General features: G+C 70.3%; 15 protein-coding genes. 4 read left to right on the top strand and 11 right to left on the bottom strand.

The window, feature by feature from the left end; all coding sequences use genetic code 11:
* Positions 1–34: 34 nt before the first annotated feature.
* The 4 genes from kdpB to ACIPY5_RS07660 all read right to left on the bottom strand — a co-directional run bounded on the left by kdpB (position 35) and on the right by ACIPY5_RS07660 (position 4,805).
* Entirely contained in the window at positions 35–2,200 is a 2,166-nt protein-coding gene (kdpB, locus tag ACIPY5_RS07675) for a potassium-transporting ATPase subunit KdpB (RefSeq protein WP_400968785.1), read from the bottom strand.
* Entirely contained in the window at positions 2,197–3,882 is a 1,686-nt protein-coding gene (gene kdpA, locus ACIPY5_RS07670; RefSeq protein WP_400968782.1) for a potassium-transporting ATPase subunit KdpA, read from the bottom strand. The genes kdpB and kdpA overlap by 4 nt, the downstream gene beginning before the upstream one ends.
* A complete protein-coding gene (locus ACIPY5_RS07665; protein ID WP_309357539.1) occupies positions 3,882–3,971 on the bottom strand; it encodes a potassium-transporting ATPase subunit F in 90 nt (29 codons plus the stop codon). The genes kdpA and ACIPY5_RS07665 overlap by 1 nt, the downstream gene beginning before the upstream one ends.
* Positions 3,972–4,169: 198 nt before the next feature.
* Positions 4,170–4,805: a hypothetical protein gene (locus ACIPY5_RS07660; RefSeq protein WP_400968778.1), complete on the bottom strand. Its 636-nt coding sequence runs from the start codon at positions 4,803–4,805 to the stop codon at positions 4,170–4,172.
* A gap of 289 nt (positions 4,806–5,094) precedes the next feature.
* Between ACIPY5_RS07660 and ACIPY5_RS07655 the strand changes: the two genes are divergently transcribed.
* From ACIPY5_RS07655 to ACIPY5_RS07645, 3 genes are read left to right on the top strand one after another with little or no spacing between them, the layout of a single operon-like run.
* Complete coding sequence (locus tag ACIPY5_RS07655; protein WP_400968775.1) at positions 5,095–6,600, top strand: DUF222 domain-containing protein; 1,506 nt, start codon at positions 5,095–5,097, stop codon at positions 6,598–6,600.
* A gap of 50 nt (positions 6,601–6,650) precedes the next feature.
* On the top strand, positions 6,651–7,685 hold the full coding sequence (locus tag ACIPY5_RS07650) for a sensor histidine kinase (RefSeq protein ID WP_400968772.1): 1,035 nt from the start codon (positions 6,651–6,653) through the stop codon (positions 7,683–7,685).
* The gene (locus ACIPY5_RS07645; RefSeq protein WP_309357573.1) at positions 7,682–8,341 is read left to right on the top strand and encodes a response regulator transcription factor; all 660 of its coding nucleotides are present in this window, start codon (positions 7,682–7,684) and stop codon (positions 8,339–8,341) included. Before ACIPY5_RS07650 ends, ACIPY5_RS07645 begins: the two co-directional genes overlap by 4 nt.
* Here ACIPY5_RS07645 and ACIPY5_RS07640 read toward each other — a convergent pair.
* From ACIPY5_RS07640 to ACIPY5_RS07630, 3 genes are all read right to left on the bottom strand, one after another.
* Positions 8,317–8,979, bottom strand: coding sequence for a DedA family protein (locus ACIPY5_RS07640; RefSeq protein ID WP_400969854.1), 663 nt, complete (start codon positions 8,977–8,979; stop codon positions 8,317–8,319). The two genes, ACIPY5_RS07645 and ACIPY5_RS07640, sit on opposite strands and share 25 nt — an antisense overlap.
* A 73-nt stretch (positions 8,980–9,052) precedes the next feature.
* Positions 9,053–10,342, bottom strand: a complete 1,290-nt coding sequence (locus tag ACIPY5_RS07635; protein ID WP_400968768.1) for a hypothetical protein — start codon at positions 10,340–10,342, stop codon at positions 9,053–9,055.
* A gap of 73 nt (positions 10,343–10,415) precedes the next feature.
* A complete protein-coding gene (locus ACIPY5_RS07630) occupies positions 10,416–12,497 on the bottom strand; it encodes an APC family permease (protein WP_396652929.1) in 2,082 nt (693 codons plus the stop codon).
* A gap of 209 nt (positions 12,498–12,706) precedes the next feature.
* Here ACIPY5_RS07630 and ACIPY5_RS07625 point away from each other — a divergent pair, with 209 nt between their 5' ends.
* On the top strand, positions 12,707–13,399 hold the full coding sequence (locus ACIPY5_RS07625) for a GTP pyrophosphokinase family protein (RefSeq protein ID WP_045271749.1): 693 nt from the start codon (positions 12,707–12,709) through the stop codon (positions 13,397–13,399).
* A gap of 32 nt (positions 13,400–13,431) precedes the next feature.
* Here ACIPY5_RS07625 and ACIPY5_RS07620 read toward each other — a convergent pair whose 3' ends face one another.
* From ACIPY5_RS07620 to ACIPY5_RS07605, 4 genes are all read right to left on the bottom strand, one after another.
* A complete protein-coding gene (locus tag ACIPY5_RS07620) occupies positions 13,432–14,211 on the bottom strand; it encodes an ABC transporter permease (RefSeq protein WP_309357578.1) in 780 nt (259 codons plus the stop codon).
* Complete coding sequence (locus ACIPY5_RS07615; RefSeq protein ID WP_309357580.1) at positions 14,204–15,013, bottom strand: ABC transporter ATP-binding protein; 810 nt, start codon at positions 15,011–15,013, stop codon at positions 14,204–14,206. Before ACIPY5_RS07615 ends, ACIPY5_RS07620 begins: the two co-directional genes overlap by 8 nt.
* 101 nt (positions 15,014–15,114) lie before the next feature.
* Positions 15,115–16,329: an amidohydrolase gene (locus tag ACIPY5_RS07610; protein WP_400968760.1), complete on the bottom strand. Its 1,215-nt coding sequence runs from the start codon at positions 16,327–16,329 to the stop codon at positions 15,115–15,117.
* A 10-nt stretch (positions 16,330–16,339) separates the two neighbouring features.
* A complete protein-coding gene (locus ACIPY5_RS07605) occupies positions 16,340–17,041 on the bottom strand; it encodes a TetR/AcrR family transcriptional regulator (protein WP_400968757.1) in 702 nt (233 codons plus the stop codon).

Raw genomic sequence — 17,041 nt, 5'->3', positions numbered from 1 at the left:
CGCGCAGCGACCGAGACGAAACGCCGTGCGCGCGTCAGAAGCCGGGGATCAGGGCGACCACGAGGTCGATGAGCTTGATGCCGAGGAACGGGGCGATGACGCCGCCGACGCCATAGATCAGGAGGTTCCGCTGCAGGATCTGCGAGGCGCTCGCCGGCTTGTAGGTCACGCCGCGCAGGGCGAGCGGGATGAGGAACACGATCACGATCGCGTTGAAGATGATCGCGCTCGTGACCGCGGACGCGGGCGAGTGCAGCTGCATGATGTTGAGCGCTGCGAGCCCGGGGAACGCGCCCATGAACATCGCCGGGATGATCGCGAAGTACTTCGCGATGTCGTTCGCGAGCGAGAACGTGGTGAGCGCGCCGCGGGTGATGAGCAGCTGCTTGCCGATGCGGACGATGTCGATGAGCTTGGTCGGATCCGAATCGAGATCGACCATGTTCCCGGCCTCCTTGGCGGCCGAGGTGCCCGTGTTCATCGCGACGCCGACGTCGGCCTGCGCGAGCGCGGGCGCGTCGTTGGTGCCGTCCCCGGTCATCGCGACGAGGCGGCCGCCCTCCTGCTCGCGGCGGATGAGGGCGAGCTTGTCCTCCGGGGTGGCCTCGGCGAGGTAGTCGTCGACCCCGGCCTCGGCCGCGATCGCCTTCGCGGTGAGCGGGTTGTCCCCCGTGATCATCACGGTGCGGATGCCCATGCTGCGCAGCTCCTGGAACCGCTCGGACAGGCCCTCCTTGACGACGTCCTTGAGATGCACGACGCCGAGGATCCGGGCTTCTCCCCCCGAAGGGACCACGGCCACGACGAGCGGGGTGCCGCCCGAGGCGGCGATCTCGTCGGCGAAGCGGGCCGCCTCGTCGGCGCCGGCGCCGGATCCGGACGTCTCGATCCAGGTGCGGATCGCGGATCCTGCTCCCTTGCGGATCTGCGATCCGTCGGCGAGGTCCACGCCGCTCATGCGCGTCTGCGCCGTGAAGGGCACGGTCTCCGCGCCCGCAGGGGCGGCGGCCGTGATGCCGCGCGCGGCGGCGAGCTCGACGATCGAGGCGCCCTCGGGCGTGGGGTCGGCGAGCGAGGACAGTGCCGCGGCGTGCAGCAGCTCCTCCGCGGAGACCCCGTCGACCGGCAGCACGTCGGTGGCGCGGCGGTTGCCGTAGGTGATCGTTCCGGTCTTGTCGAGCAGCAGGGTGGTGACGTCGCCCGCGGCCTCGACAGCGCGGCCCGACATCGCGAGCACGTTGCGCTGCACGAGGCGGTCCATTCCGGCGATGCCGATCGCGCTGAGCAGCGCACCGATCGTGGTCGGGATGAGGCACACGAGCAGGGCGATCAGCACCGGGATGCTCACCGGCGACGCCGAGTAGGACGCGATCGGGTTGAGCGCGAGCACCACCACGAGGAACACGATCGACAGGCTCGCGAGCAGGATGTTGAGCGCGATCTCGTTGGGCGTGCGCTGCCGGTCTGCGCCCTCGACGAGCGCGATCATGCGGTCGACGAAGGTCTCGCCGGGCTTCGACGTGATCCGCACCACGATCCGGTCCGACAGCACGCGGGTGCCGCCGGTGACGGCGCTGCGGTCGCCGCCCGATTCGCGCACCACGGGTGCGCTCTCGCCGGTGATCGCCGACTCGTCGACGGTCGCGATGCCCGCGATGATGTCGCCGTCGCCGGGGATCGGCTCCCCCGCGACCACGATCACCACGTCGTCGCGGCGCAGGTCGGAGGAGGAGACCTCCTCGGTCGCCGCGCGCTCGGCGGCGGAGTCCGTCGCGTCGTCGTAGCGGAGCACGCGGCGGGCCATCGTGCTCGTGCGGGTCTTGCGGAGCGTGGCGGCCTGCGCCTTGCCGCGACCCTCGGCGACCGACTCCGCGACGTTCGCGAACAGGACGGTGAGCCACAGCCAGACCGCGATCGACCAGGTGAAGCCGTTCGGCACGCGCGTGCCGCCGGATTCGGCGGCACCGGATCCGAGGAACGGCTCGACGATCGCCAGGACGGTGGTGAGCGCGGCTCCCGCCCAGACCAGCAGGATCACGGGGTTGCGCAGCAGTGTCGCGGGGTTGAGCCGGCGCAGCGCGCCGGGGAGCGCCCGCACGAGCTGGGACCAGCCGAACGCGCGCTGCGCGCGCTTCGGGGATCCGGACCCGGGGAGCGGCTCCGGAGCCGGGTGGGTGAGCGGGGTGTCGACGATGGTCATCGGACGAGTCCTTCTGCGAGCGGCCCGAGCGTGAGCACGGGGAAGTAGGTGAGGGCGGTGACCACGACGGAGACCGCGATGAGGAGCCCGACGAACTGCGGGCGGTGCGTGGGCAGCGTTCCCGCCGTCTCCGGCACGTGCTGCTGCTGGGCGAGGGATCCGGCGAGGGCCAGCACGAACACGATCGGGACGAACCTGCCGAGCAGCATCGCGACGCCCAGTGCGGTGTTCAGCCAGGGGGTGTTCGCGGTGAGGCCGGCGAAGGCGGATCCGTTGTTGTTCGCCGCCGACGTGAAGGCGTACAGCACCTCGCTGAGTCCGTGCGGACCGGGGTTGAGGATCGAGGTCTTCTCGACGTCGGCGCGGATCGGCGGGATCGCGAAGCTCAGCGCGGTGCCGGCGAGCACGAGGGTCGGCGTCACCAGGATGTAGAGGCTCGCGAGCTTGATCTCGCGCGGGCCGAGGCGCTTGCCGAGGTACTCGGGGGTGCGGCCGACGAGCAGGCCGCCCACGAACACCGCGATCACGGCGAGGATGAGCATGCCGTAGAGGCCCGATCCGACGCCACCGGGGGCGACCTCTCCGAGCATCATGTTGATCATCGGCATCATGCCGCCGAGAGCGGTGTAGGAGTCGTGCATCGAGTTCACGGCGCCGGTGGAGGTGAGCGTGGATGCGGTGCCGAAGAGCGTGGAGCCGAGGATCCCGAACCGCTGCTCCTTGCCCTCCATCGCGGCTCCGGCCAGCTGCGGCGCCGCGCCCTGGCCGTTCACCTCGAAGGCGCTCAGCGCGACCAGGGAGGCGAGGAAGATCGTGCCCATCACGGCGGCGATCGCGTAGCCCTGACGGTGGTCGCCGACGATCCGCCCGAACGTGCGGGGCAGCGCGAACGGGATCGCCAGGATCAGCAGGATCTCGAGGAGGTTGGTCCACGCGGTCGGGTTCTCGAAGGGGTGCGCGGAGTTGGCGTTGTAGAAGCCGCCGCCGTTCGTGCCGAGGAGCTTGATGGCCTCCTGCGAGGCGACGGGTCCGCCGGGGAGCGACTGCGCGGCACCCGCGACCGTGTGCAGGTCGGTGAAGCCGGAGAGGTTCTGCGCCACGCCCCCCGCGATGAGGGCGAGCGCCGAGAGCACGGCGAGGGGCAGCAGCAGCCGGATGAGGCCGCGGATGAGGTCGACCCAGAAGTTGCCGATCGTGGCGCTGCCGCGACGGGCGAAGCCGCGCACGAGGGCGATCGCGATCGCGATCCCGACCGCGGCCGAGGTGAAGTTCTGCACGGCGAGACCGGCGAGCTGCACCAGGTGGCCCATGGTCTGCTCGGGCGAGTAGGACTGCCAGTTGGTGTTGGCGACGAACGAGGCGGCCGTGTTGAACGCCAGCCCCTCCGGCACCGCGGGCAGCCCCAGCGAGAGCGGCAGGATCTGCTGCACGCGCTGCAGCAGATAGAGCAGCAGCAGGCCGACCACGGAGAACGCGAGCACGCTGCGGGCGTACGCGCGCCAGGTCTGCTCGGAGGAGGCGTCCACGCCGATCAGGCGGTAGATCCCGCGCTCCACGCGCAGGTCCTTCGCACCGGTGTAGACGCGGGCCATGTAGTCGCCGAGCGGGCGGTACAGCAGCACGAGGACGGCGATGAGGGTGGCGGCCTGCAGCACGCCGAGCCAGATGTCCGCGGCGCCCATCAGAACTTCTCCGGGGCGACGAGGGCCACCACGAGGTAGCCGATCGCGGCGACGGCGAGGACGGCGGCCACGATCTCCACGACGATCACAGCTTCTCCACCCCCTTCGCGATCAGCGCGACGAGGGCGAACACGGCGAGCATGAGGGCTGCGTAGATGATGTCGAGCACGGATCCGATCGAACCGGCTCCGTCACCGCCGGCGGGGGTTCCTCACGCTTTGCTCACGCCCCGCACCGGGAACCCATGCGGGTCCCACACACGGCGGGCAGGATCCGCGTCGGGCGCGTCAGAAGTGCATCTGCTTCATCGTGCCGTACTTGATGAGGATCTCCTCCAGCTCGGGTTCGTCCTCCACGAGCTCGAATCGGATCGTCTTCGACGCACCGTCCGCGAGCACGATGTCGGTTCCGTTCGAGACGAGCAGCCTCTCCCACGGGGCCGACCACACGAGATTCCCGGCGGCGTCGACGGCACGCACGCCGGTCGCGTCGAGCTCGACGCTCGTTACCGTGCCGCGCCCCTTCACCGTGAAGCGAGCGGGGAACTCGCTGCCCTCCCATTCCCGGAAGTAGACCGAGAGACCGAGCTTCGCCTGCGGCCACCCCGCGCGGAGGCTCCGCGAGATCCGCGAGACGTGGACCTCCTGCTCGATCCGGTCGCCGCCGACCCCGGCCCACGCCAGCACGAGACTTCCGCCGACGGGATAGGCGGCCCGGAACAGCTCCTCCTGGCGCTTGTCCGAGGCCTCGAGGTCGGAGCTCTCGAGGAACGGCTGGCCGCCGATCGACGCCTGGCGCACGGTGAAGGTGCGCCGTGTGGCGACGCGCTTCCGCCGTGTGCTCAGCACACCGAACACGATGATGCCGATGAGCACCAGCACGCCTGCGCCGAGGAAGATCAGGATCCCGGTCTCATCGTCCACGAACGCAGGATACCGTGAACTGAATGCTCATTCAGCCATGTCGTCGGCCCGGCTGGGGAACGGCCTGGCCGACCGGTCGGGGCCGGATGTGAAGGGGCTTCGGAGGGCGCCGGGCCGTGCGCGGGGCCTGTGTGAGGGGGTGCCGAGGTGGTTGTTTCGTCCTCCACAGGCCGCGTTTCTGGGGAGTTCTGCACAGTTCGGAATCGGGGGCTGATCTGGGGGTTCGGATGTCGGTGGTGCCGGGTTGGATGGGGGTGTGCGATCGAGTCCGGCGGAGGTTCTGCGGCAGGTGGATGACCTGCTGGCGGGGTTGTGCGCGTCGGCGGAGGCGGGTGCGGGGTTCGACGGGGTGGACGCGACGGGGCTGGTGTCGGCGGTGATCACGGCGGGGTCGGTGCGGCGGCGGGTGGATGCGGTGCTGACGGGGCTGGTCGGGCAGGTCGCGGATCGGGATCGGCGGCTGGCGGTGGAGCGGGTGTCGCCGGCGGCGGGGTGTCGGGATGTGACGGAGTTGTTGCGGCGGGCGTTGCGGACGGATGTGGGCACGGCGCGGGGGTTTGTGCGTGCGGCTAGGGTCACGCACCGGGAGGTGATGTTGTCCAGTGGTGTGCTGGGTCCGGCGGCGTTCCCGGCGATGGCGGAGGTGTTGCGGGACGGGGTGGTCTCGGTGGCGGGGTTGCTGGCCGCGGTCGGGCCGGTGCAGCGGGCGGGGAACCGGATCACCGCGGAGGAGCGGGAGGTGGTGGACGGGTTGCTCGCGCGCACGGCGCGGGGGGAGGATCTGCCGGATGAGCAGGGCCGTCCGGGGCCCGCCCCGTCGACGGGGGAGTTGGCGGATTTCTCTAGGGTGTTGATGTTGCGGTTGGATCCGGACGGGGCGGAGCCGGAGGATCGTGCGGGGGAACGGAACAGGGCGTTGCGGGTCGGTGCGCTCCGGGATGGGGTGCATCCGGTCTCGGGCGGGCTGCTGCCCGAGGTCGCCGCGCAGTTGCAGCGTCTGAACGATGCGCTCAACAATCCGGCGGCGAACGGATCACCGTCGCGGGCGGCACCATCGTCGGTGTCAGGTTCGGCGCGCGCCGCGGTGTCGTTCAGCACCGACGGCATCACGCGCGATGAGATGGGTGAGCGTACCGATGCTGAGCCCGACACGGTAGACGGGCTTCCCGTCCCGGACGACATCCGTACTCCCGCGCAACGGAACCACGACAACCTCGCGATGATCTTGCACGCGGCCGCCGCGTCCGGGGGTCTCCCCGACCTCGGCGGTGCCGCCCCGACCCTGGTGGTCTCGGTGACCGCGGAGGACTATGTCTCCGGGACCGGGCGGGCACGCCTGGAGGGCACCGGCGGGGATGTGCCGGTCTCTGTTGCCCGGCATACGGCGTGTGCGGGTGGGGTCCAGCGGGTGCTGTTCGATGAGCGGGGCCAGATCGTGTCGATCGGGACGACCGCTCGCGTCTTCACGGCGGTGCAGCGTCGTGCGATCGTCCTCCGCGACCGGGAGTGCGTGATCCCCGGCTGCCATGTGCCCGCGACCTGGTGCGAGATCCATCACGTCCAAGAGCACGCGCGCGGTGGGCCCACGCATACGAGCAATGGTGTGGCGCTGTGCTGGCACCACCACCGCACCCTCGATGTGTCCGGCTGGCAGGTCCGCATGCGTCACGGGGTGCCCGAGATCCGAGGCCCCCACTGGTGGGACCCCTACCGCGGCTGGCACCGACCCCGCACCCACCACGGCACTCCCCGACCCACCCGCACCCCCGCCCACGCCCTCGCACCACCCGGATGACAACCCGCGCGGAAGGCCGATTCTCACGTCCCAGGCGCGAGGATGGGATCGTGGAGACGCAGGCGGAGTTTCGGCGGTCGAGCAGGGCGATCGGCTGGCAGGTCGCGGCGGTGTGCGCCGCGCTGGTGCTGCTGGGCGCAGGCCTCGCCCTCGCGTACATGTTCTGGCAGACCCGGCCGGCCGAGGTGAACGGGCCGCCGGAGCCGGGCTCCGTGCGCGTGTTCCTGGACCCGGCGGATCTGGTGCTCGGCGGGGTCGTGGTCGGACTGGGGGCGATCGTGTGCGCGGGTGCCGCCGCGTGGCTCATCGCCCGGCGGGCGGTGCGGCCCCTCGAGGAGGCCGCCCGGATCCAGGAGCGCTTCGTCGCCGACGCGAGTCATGAACTGCGCACGCCTCTCGCGGTGCTCAACGCGCGCCTGCAGCAGCTCGCGCTGCGCACCCCCGCGGACGACCCGAGGCGCGAGATCGTCGGTGCGCTGCGCGAGGATGCGGGGATCATGTCCGGGATCGTCGACGACATGCTCGCCGCCGCGACCGGGACGGCGCCGCAGCGCGGCAGCTGCGCGCTCACCGAGGTCATGGCCGCCGCGGTCGCCGACATGACGCTGCTCGCGGAGGGCCGCGGGGTGCGGATCTCCACGTCGCCTGTGACCAGGGAGGTCGCGCTCCCCGCCGCCGACCTGCGACGCTGCCTGGTCGCACTGATCGACAACGCCATCGACCACGCGCCGTCCGGCAGCACCGTGTCCGTGACGGCCGTCGCCGAGCGCGCCACCGCTCGCGTCGCCGTGGCCGACCACGGGTCCGGGATCACCGGAATCGATCCGAGCCGGGTGTTCGACCGCTTCGCGCACGGATCGCCCGTGGGAGGAGAGCGGCTCGGAGACGGGCTCGGCGGAGCAGGTGCAGGAGCAGGAGCAGGAGCAGGAGCAGGAGGATCCCGCACCCGATTCGGCATCGGCCTCGCGCTCGTCGCCGAGCTCGCCGAGCGTCACGGCGGCACGGTGCGCGTGGCGCGGACCGGCCCGGACGGCACGGTGTTCGAACTCGTGCTCCCGTTCGCCGACGAGGGGGCGGATCGATGAGCGGCCGGCTGCTGATCGTCGAGGACGACCCCCGCCTCGGCCCGATCATGCGCGACGTGCTCTCGGCCGAGTGGACGGTGCAGCTGTGCGATGCGGCGGAGCAGGGGCTGGAGGCCGTGCTGGCGCGCGGCTTCGACGCGATCGTCGTCGATCGGAGGCTGCCCGGGATGAGCGGCGAGGAGCTGGTGCGCGAGCTGCGCGGGCGCCGGGTGGGCACCCCGATCCTCATGCTCACGGCGCTCGGGGAGCTGCGCGACCGCGTTCAGGGCCTCGATGCGGGAGCCAACGACTACCTGGTGAAGCCGTTCGAGTTCGAGGAGCTGAGCGCCCGGCTGCGCGCTCTCACGCGCGATTACGCGGCGCCCGTCGCCGGGATCGTGATCGGCAGCTGGACGTTCCATCCCGACGACCACAGCATCGATTCGCCGTACGCCGGCCGGATCCTGCTCACCGAGGCCGAATCGGCGTTCCTGGCCGTGCTCGCCTCCGAGCCCGAGCGCACCTTCTCCCGCGAGTACCTGCTCGAGGCGGTGTTCGCGCGCGGGGAGAGCCCGACCACGGTGGAGACCTACGTGCACTATCTCCGCCGCAAGACCGATCGGGACCTCATCCAGACGGTGCGCGGATCCGGCTACCGGCTGGGCACTCCGGCCTGATCGGGATCGGCCGACGTCTGCGCGGGGTCCCTCTCCGAGACCTCGGCCGCGTCCTCCCGCTGCCGCCGGGTGCGGACCATCCCGCGCACCCCGCCGATCACGACCGGGACCACCGAAACGGCGATGATCGCGATCATGAGCAGGTCGATGTTGTCGACGATGCCCGGGATTCCGCCGAGCAGCAGGCCGATCGCCGTCATCCCGCACACCCACGCCACGGCCCCGATCGCGTTCCACAGCAGGAACCGGCGGTACGGCAGGCGTGCGGTGCCCGCGACGAGCGGCACGTAGGTCCGCACGATCGGCACGAACCGGCCGAGCACGAGGGACAGCGGGCCGTAGCGCTCGAAGAAGCGCTCGGTCTCCACCAGGCGGCTGGTGCGCAACACGCGGGCGTCGTCGCGGAACAGCCGCCGGCCGTAGCGTTTGCCCAGGACGTATCCGACCTGGTCGCCGAGCACGGCCGCCGGGATGCCGACCAGGATCACCTGCCACGGCTGGATCCCGAGGGGGCCGGCCAGGATCGCCGCCGTGACGAGCAGGGAGTCGCCGGGGAGGAACGGGAACAGCACCCCGGACTCGATGAAGATCAGCAGGGCGACGCCCGCGAGGACCCACGGTCCGAACGCGTGCAGCATCGAGGAGGCGTCCGGGAGGAGACCGGCCGGGGCCAGGGCGGAGGCGAGAAGGTTCACGATGTCGTCCTCCGGCTCAGGCGCCGAGATCCTTCAGCAGCACCGCGAGCTCGGCCTCCTGCGCCGCGGGTGCGGCCGCCTTCACTCCGGGGTGATCGATCGCGTAGACCTGCAGCACGGCGTCCATCTCGTGATCCAGGAACGTCCACGCCGTGGAGTCCGCCGCCTGCAGCGTGCTCTGGTCGGCGTCCCAGGCGTCGCGCATCTTCTGCACGGTCGCGTGGGATCCGGCCGTGTCCCCGCTCCTGTCCTGCTGTGCGGCGGTCTGCGCGAGGCTCACGTACTTGGCGACCGCGTCCTTCGGCAGATGCGCGGTGACCTGCTGCGGAGTGAGCTGCGTCACAGGCCCGCTCGATGCGCCGTCGTCCTGCGCGGACGCGGTCTGGTGCGGCAGGAGCGCGGCGATCGTGAGGATCGCGGCCGTGAGGACGCCGAGGGCGACGAACCCGATGAGCCCCGCCCGTTCGCGGCCAGGACTCGTGATGATCCGGGAGGCGTGCGCGGCGTCGTAGGTCTCCACGACGTCGCGGCGGGTGACGGCGAGGTAGATCACCGTGGCGAGGATCAGGCCGAGGAAGATCATGCTGGTCGCGAAGGTGCCGAGACCCAGGCCGACGGGGTCGCCCGGGTTCGCGGGCTGCGTGGGGGAGCCGAGGAAGTCGCCGATGTTGGCACCGAGCGGCCGGGTGAGGATGTAGGCCAGCCAGAACGACAGCACCGGGTTCGCGCCGCCGCGCCACAGAGCGGTGATCGCGAGGATCAGCCCGAGCGGGAGCAGCACGGCGACGCCGGGGCTCCACCCGGTCAGCTCCAGCGTCCAGTCCCCGGTCGCGGTGCCGAGGGCGAACGTGACGAGAACGGTGAGCCAGTAGAAGCCCTCACGGGGGCGGGTGTCAATCGCGTGGATCGACAGCGTGCGCTCGCGCGCCCACCAGATCCAGAACACCACCCCGAGCAGCGCGGCGAACACCGCCGAGGAGATCCACAACGGCACGTTGAGCTGGTCGGTGAGGATGTCGGTGTAGAGCGTGCCGGTGATCGATACGACCACGACCGTCAGCCAGTACGGGAACGGCGAGTAGCGCCGGAGGCTGATCTGCACGGCCAGCACGACGGCGAGCACCGCGGTGAAGATCCAGGCCGTGTTCGTGAGCCCGACGCCGAGCGTGAGGTTGATCCAGTCCGCGAAGCTCTCGCCGACCGTGGTGCACAGGATCTTGATGATCCAGAACCAGATCGTGACCTCGGGGACCTTGTTCAGCAGGCGTCCCGCGGTCGCCGCGCGCGCGGTGCTCGTCGTCGTCATGCTTCGACGCTAGGAAGGCGTCACCAAGGACCCGCCAAGGATCTGGCTTCGGAACGCGACGGACGAACTCGGGTCAGACCTTCTCGGGCGGACCGGCGGGGCGCTGCACCCGGCGGCCGGGCTGGGCGTTCGCGTCGCCGTACAGGGGGCGCCCGGCGCGCTGCTGGCCGGGCACGGGCCGGGAGCGGCGTCCGTAGATGAGCTCGGAGGAGTCGAGCAGCCACGGCACGAGCGTGATCGTGACGCCGTGCACCAGCATCAGCTGGTTGGCCACGCGGCGGGCGCGGCGGTTGTGCAGGATCGATTCCCACCAGTGCCCGACGATGTACTGCGGCAGGTACACGGTGACCACCGCGGGGCCGTGCTTCTGCCGGTACTTGTTGATGTATGCCTCGACCGGCGCCGCGTAGTGGCGGAACGGCGACTCGACGATCACGAGCGGGATCGGGATCCGGTGCTGCTGCCAGTCCTTCTGCAGCTGCACGCCGTCCTCGGGGTTCGCGGCGACGTGCAGCGCGATCGTCTTCTGATGCTTGGCGGCGATCGCGTAGTCGATCGCCTTGATCACCGGCTTTTGCAGCCGGTTCACGAGGATGATCGCGACGTCGCCCTCGGATCCGAAGTGGGTCGTGTCGTCGATCGAGATCTCGTGCTCGACGTCGCGGTAGTACCGCTTGACGCCCATCATGAGCAGAGCGAGGAGCGGGATCGCGATGAACACCATCCAGGCGCCGTGCGTGAACTTGGTGATCGTGACGATCACGAGCACGGCGATCGTCATGGACGCGCCGAGGGAGTTGATCGCGAGGCCCGTATACGCCGTGCGGCGCACCGGCTGCGCATCCTTCACGCTCATGACCTTCGTGCCGGCGAGCAGGCGCCGCCAATGCCGCACCATGCCGACCTGACCGAGCGAGAACGACACGAACACACCGATGATGTAGAGCTGGATCAGGTTCGTCAGGTTGGCCTGGAACAGCACCAGCACGCCGATCGCGGCGATGCCGAGCAGGATCATGCCGTTCGAGAACACGAGGCGGTCGCCGCGGGTGTTGAGCGCCTTGGGCGCGTAGCCGTCGCGGGCGAGCACCGCGCCGAGCAGCGGGAAGCCGTTGAACGCGGTGTTGGCCGCGAGCAGCAGCACGCAGGCGGTGGCCGCCTGGATGATGAAGAACGGCAGGGACCCGCCGCCGAACACGGCCGACGCGATCTGCGCCATGAGGGACTGCTGGGGGAGCGCGCAGTTGAAGCCGACGAGATCGCGGCACGGGTTCTCCGCGTAGTGCACCTGGGTGATCAGGCCGAGCGCGGTGAGGCCGGTGAACAGCAGGATCGCGATCCCGCCCATCATCGCGAGCGTCGCCTGCGCGTTGCCGATCTTCGGGATCCGGAACGCCTGCACGCCGTTCGAGACGGCCTCGACGCCGGTCAGGGCGGAACAGCCGCTGGAGAACGCGCGCAGCACGAGGAGGATGACCGCCGCGTTCGCGAGCTGGTCGCCGTGCATCGCGTACTGCGCGCTCTCGGCGACCGGGGCGTCGCCGAGGAAGGTGCGCACCAGGCCCGTGACGATCATGACGCCGACGGATCCGACGAACACGTACGTCGGGATCGCGAAGAAGGTGGACGCCTCGCGCACGCCGCGCAGGTTCACGACCACGATGAGGATGACGAAGCCGACCGCGAGCTCGACGCGCCAGGGGTCGAGCTGCGGCACGGCGGAGATGATGTTGTCCACGCCCGAGGCGATCGACACCGAGACGGTGAGGATGTAGTCGACGAGGAGGGCCGCGGCCACGACGACGCCGGGGATCTCGCCGAGGTTCTTCGAGGCGACCTCGTAGTCGCCGCCGCCCGAGGGGTAGGCCTGGATGAGCTTGCGGTAGCTCAGCACGATCACGATCAGCAGCAGCACGACCGCCGCGGCGACCCAGGGGGCGAAGGTCAGGAACGCCAGGCCGCCGAGCCCCAGGGTCATCAGCATCTCCTGCGGGCCGTAGGCCACGGAGGAGAGTGCGTCGGATGCGAAGATCGGCAGCGCCATCCGTTTCGGGAGGAGCTGTTCGTTCGCCTTCTCTGTGCTGAGCGGCTCCCCGAGCAGGATGCGTTTGGCTACCTGCGGGGCGTCGGCGCTCTCACGGCTGTCATTTGCCACGAGCGGCTAAATTACGCCTGGAACGGGGCGGATGCAATTTCGCACGCGGGTTGTTGCATCACTGTTCCATCACTCTTTGCCCGGATCCGATCCCGGGCGTGTCCGGAGCCGGTATTCGCGCGGGTGCGGAGAGCGCTCTCCTCGACTCGGGGGTGCGCTCAGAACGAACACACAGGAGATCCGAACTCCTTTTGCGTAGCGTCTCTGACATGAGCATGGCCCCCCTGGACGACGATGCGCTGAACCAGACCCTGTCCGAGGCGCGCGAGCTGCGCGACGAGTTCCAGCGGTTCCTGCACGAGTACGAGTTCGGGATGCGCGAGATCGAGACGAAGATCTCGATCCTGCGCGACGAGTTCACCCATCACCACTCCTACAACCCGATCGAGCACGTGAAGAGCCGGGTCAAGACGCCCGACAGCATCGTGGAGAAGGTGGCGCGCCGGGGGATCGAGCCCGACTTCGACACGATCCGCGCGAACATCACCGACATCGCCGGTGTGCGCGTGACGTGCAGCTTCGTCGCCGACGTGTACCGGCTTTTCGACCTGCTCGCCGCGCAGGACGACATCACGGTCCGCATCGTGAAGGACTACATCGCGACGCCGAAGGCCAACGGCTACCGCAGCCTGCACGCGATCCTCGAGGTGCCGGTGTTCCTCTCCTCCGGGCCCATCATGGTGCCGGTCGAGGTGCAGTTCCGCACGATCGCGATGGACTTCTGGGCGAGCCTCGAGCACAAGATCCACTACAAGTTCCAGGGGCAGGTGCCGGCCCATCTCGTGGACGACCTCACCGCGGCGGCGGACGCCGCGAGCGAGCTCGACGAGCGCATGGAGCGGCTGCACCACGAGGCGCACGCCCCGCTCGCCGCGCTGCCGCCCGTCCGCGTCGACGTCTGAGGACGGATCCGCGACGACCAGCGCGGATCCGCTCAGCGCGCCTCCCACTGGAACCAGCGGATCCCGATCCCGGCGAACACGACCAGGTAGGCGCCGATCGCGACGATGGCCCAGCCGTCGTCGCTCGTCCACGCCGCCGTGCTCTGCACTGCGGTGAACAGCGTCATCAGGGCGCCGACCGGCGTCCACTTCGCGATGTTCGTGAAGGTGTCGCCGAGCACGCCGGAGACGCCGAGGATGCCCAGCAGGATCAGCACGATGTAGAGCACGCGCCCGACCGCGTTGACCGCGCCGGACGAGCGGATCAGCCCGACGACCGCCTGCCCGATCCCGAGGAACATCGCGGCGCCGTAGATCGCGACGGCGAAGATGAGCAGATAGGTGCCGGCGTCGTAGCTGAGGCCGTGCATGATGCCGCCGACGACGATCACGACGATCGCCGTCGCGATCGCGGCCGCGAACTGCACGATCAGCCGGCTCAGCATGATCGCCCAGGTCGGCGTCGGCGTGACGCGGAGCCGCTGGAACACGCCCGCTTCGCGGTCGCGGGCGACCGTGATCGAGTAGCCCAGGAGCGCGGAGGAGAGCAGGCCGTAGGTCAGCGCCATCGCGATCATCAGGCTCGGCCCGGCCGCTCCGATCGCGCTTCCGGCACGGTGCGTGGCCTGGTTCGTGATGATCAGGATGATGATCGGCACGGCGAGGTTCAGGATCAGGGTCTGCCGGCTGCGCAGGATCACGGCCAGGTCGGCGCCGACCAGGGAGCGCAGGGTCAGCCCGATCGGAGGGCGGGCGATGGCGGTGTCAGTCACGGAGATCACTTCCCGTCAGGGCGATGAAGACGTCTTCGAGGGTCGGCTCGCCGTGCGCGATCGCAAGCACGCGCGGATCCTCCCGATGGGTGGCGATGAGCTCGGCCGGGCTTCCCGTCGTGACGATCCGGCCGTGATCGATGATCACGATGCGATCGCACACCGCCTGCGCCTCCTCCATCGAGTGCGTCGTGAGCAGGATGCTGCCGCCGCGGCGGCGCGAGGCCTCGATGCGCTGCCAGAGGCTGCGCCGTGATTGCGGATCCAGCCCGCTCGTCGGCTCGTCGAGCAGCAGCAGGAGCGGATCGTGGAGCGTGGCGATGAGGAGGGAGAACCGTTGTCCCTGGCCGCCGGAGAGGCCCTTGAGCCGCTTGGAGGCCTCCTGCCCGAGCCCCGCGTCATCCAGGGCGGCGCGGGCGTCGGCGCGCGACATCCGCACGCCGTAGAGCCCCGCGTACAGGCGCAGCAGCTGTTCGATGCTCAGCTCGGGCTGGAATCCCGAGCTCTGCAGCTGCACACCCAGCCGGGCCCTGGCATCGATCGGATGGCGGAGCGCGTCGATCCCGTCGACGGTCACGGATCCGCTCGCCGGGCGCCGCAGCCCCTCGATGACGCTCAGCGTCGTCGTCTTGCCGGCGCCGTTCGGACCGAGCAGGCCCAGGATCTCGCCGCGCGCGATCGCGAAGCCGACCCCGTCGACCGCCGTGCGGGATCCGTATTTCACGACGAGGTCGTCGACGCGGAGCACGCTCTCGCCCGCTGCGCCGGGAACGGTCTGCGAGCGGTCTGCCGGAGATGTCATGGCCCACCCCTTCGGAATGGGCTCAGCGTTCCACCGGGTGCTATCAGCCGGCTATGAGAATGTCCGGCGTTTGCCGTTCGTCGTGCGAATCCGGGCGGCTGTCAGTCCAGGAATTCGCGGGCGGCGACCGTCAGGGCCTGCACGCCGATCTCGATCGTCGGGTGGATCTCGACCGCGAAGAACGGCGAGTGGTTCGTGGCGATCTCGCTGTCGACCGTGTCGTTCGCGACGGCGGCCGCGTACCGGGCCGGGTCGATCCCGCCCCAGAACCAGAACACGAGCGGGACGCCGGCGTCGCGGGCGAACCAGGACACGTCCTCGCTGCCGGTGAACAGGCCGGGGTCGATGACGTTCGCGTCGCCGAAGGCGGCCCGGAACGCGGCCGTGGCCCGCTCGGTGGCCGAGGCGTCGTTGATCGTCGCCGGCAGGGTGTGCAGCGTCTCGATGGTCGGATCCTCGAGGGCTCCGGACGCCATCGCCTCGGCCTTGATGACCCGCTCGACCTTCTCCAGCACCTTCTCGCGCAGTGCTTCGTCGGGGTAGCGCAGGCTGAGGTCGAGCGTGGCCTCGGCCGGGATGATGTTGTTCTTGGTGCCGGCGTGGATCGCGCCGACGGTGACCACGGCGAGGTCGTGCGGATCCACCTCGCGCGAGACCACGGTCTGCAGGCGCATGACGGTCGCGGCGGCCATGACGACGGGGTCGATCGTGGAGTGCGGGCGGGAGCCGTGCCCTCCACGGCCGTGCAGCACGACGTGCAGGCCGTCCGAGGCCGACATCTGCGGGCCGGGGCGGACGCCGATCATCCCGGCGGGGAAGGGCGTGACGTGCTGGCCGATGACGACGTCGGGGCGCGGGAAACGGTCCAGGGCGCCGTCGTCGAGCATCGCGCGGGCACCGGCGCCGTACTCCTCGGCGGGCTGGATGACGACGACGAGCGTGCCGGCCCAGTCATCCCTCGTGCGGACGAGCTCCTCGACGGCGCCGATCATCGCGGTCACGTGCATGTCGTGGCCGCAGGCGTGCATGATGCCCACCTCGTGGCCCTCGGGGTCGATGCCGGTCGCGGTGCTGGCGTAGTCCAGGCCCGTCTGCTCGGTCACGGGCAGCGCGTCCATGTCGGCGCGCGCCCACACGACGGGACCCTCCCCGTTCGCGAGCACCCCGATCACGCCGGTCCTTCCCACGCCCTCGGTGACCTCCAGCCCGAGGTCGCGCAGGTGCCCGGCGGCGATCGCGGCGGTGCGCGTCTCCTGGAACGAGAGCTCGGGGTTGCGGTGCAGGTCGATGAAGAGCGCTTCGAGGTCGATCGTCATAGCGCCGAGCCTACGCGGATCCGGCGCTCCGGCGGACCCGTCGGGCGATCGGTCGCTCGGCGGACGTGCGGGGAGCGTAGGTCTCGAGCGGAGGACCCGGATGGAGCACGCCGTTCACGATCGCCCGTATCGCGAACGAGCTGGCCTCGGCGAGCTCGACGGCGGAGGGATCCAGCAGCCACTGCAGCTGCAGGCCGTCCATGACGGCGAGGATCGAGGCGGACGCGGTCGAGATCGCCGCGGTATCCGTCACGCCCTCCTGGGCGCAGAGTTCCCGGAAGGCGGCGGACACCTCCTCGCGGAGCTTCGCGTACCGGTGCTCGAAGAACCCGCGCGCGGGATGGCCGTCGGTCACCGACTCGCTGGAGAGCACGGTGTAGACCTGCACGATGCCCGGCCGCAGCTCGTTCGCGAGCGCGGTCTTGACCAGGTGCAGGAAGAGGGCGGGGCCGTCGGGGATGTGCTTCTCGGCGAGTCCGGCGACATCGCTCTCATCGCGGTAGGCGAGCACCTCGAGCAGCAGCTTCTGCTTCGAGCCGAAGTGATGCAGCACCCCGGCGTGGGTCATGCCGACCTGCTCCGCGATGTCGGCCAGGGTGCCGTTGGCGGATCCCTTGGCGCCGAAGATCTCGATCGCGGCCTTGAGGATCTCGGTCCGCTTGCGCTCGGTCTCCGGCCGCGACTTCACGCGGCTCGATGCGGTCGTGACCAT

The organism is Microbacterium sp. NPDC089698, assembly GCF_044749045.1.
Classification (GTDB): domain Bacteria; phylum Actinomycetota; class Actinomycetes; order Actinomycetales; family Microbacteriaceae; genus Microbacterium.
This window is presented reverse-complemented; position numbering and strand designations above follow the sequence as displayed.

What these genes read in the sequence shown, in the direction of transcription:
- ACIPY5_RS07640 (WP_400969854.1), bottom strand. Translation starts at nt 8,979, where the DNA reads ATGCTGCACGCGTTCGGACCGTGGGTCCTCGCGGGCGTCGCCCTGCTG.
- ACIPY5_RS07615 (WP_309357580.1), bottom strand. Translation starts at nt 15,013, where the DNA reads ATGACATCTCCGGCAGACCGCTCGCAGACCGTTCCCGGCGCAGCGGGC.
- kdpA (WP_400968782.1), bottom strand. Translation starts at nt 3,882, where the DNA reads ATGGGCGCCGCGGACATCTGGCTCGGCGTGCTGCAGGCCGCCACCCTC.
- kdpB (WP_400968785.1), bottom strand. Translation starts at nt 2,200, where the DNA reads ATGACCATCGTCGACACCCCGCTCACCCACCCGGCTCCGGAGCCGCTC.
- ACIPY5_RS07625 (WP_045271749.1), top strand. Translation starts at nt 12,707, where the DNA reads ATGAGCATGGCCCCCCTGGACGACGATGCGCTGAACCAGACCCTGTCC.
- ACIPY5_RS07635 (WP_400968768.1), bottom strand. Translation starts at nt 10,342, where the DNA reads ATGACGACGACGAGCACCGCGCGCGCGGCGACCGCGGGACGCCTGCTG.
- ACIPY5_RS07610 (WP_400968760.1), bottom strand. Translation starts at nt 16,329, where the DNA reads ATGACGATCGACCTCGAAGCGCTCTTCATCGACCTGCACCGCAACCCC.
- ACIPY5_RS07605 (WP_400968757.1), bottom strand. Translation starts at nt 17,041, where the DNA reads ATGGTCACGACCGCATCGAGCCGCGTGAAGTCGCGGCCGGAGACCGAG.
- ACIPY5_RS07645 (WP_309357573.1), top strand. Translation starts at nt 7,682, where the DNA reads ATGAGCGGCCGGCTGCTGATCGTCGAGGACGACCCCCGCCTCGGCCCG.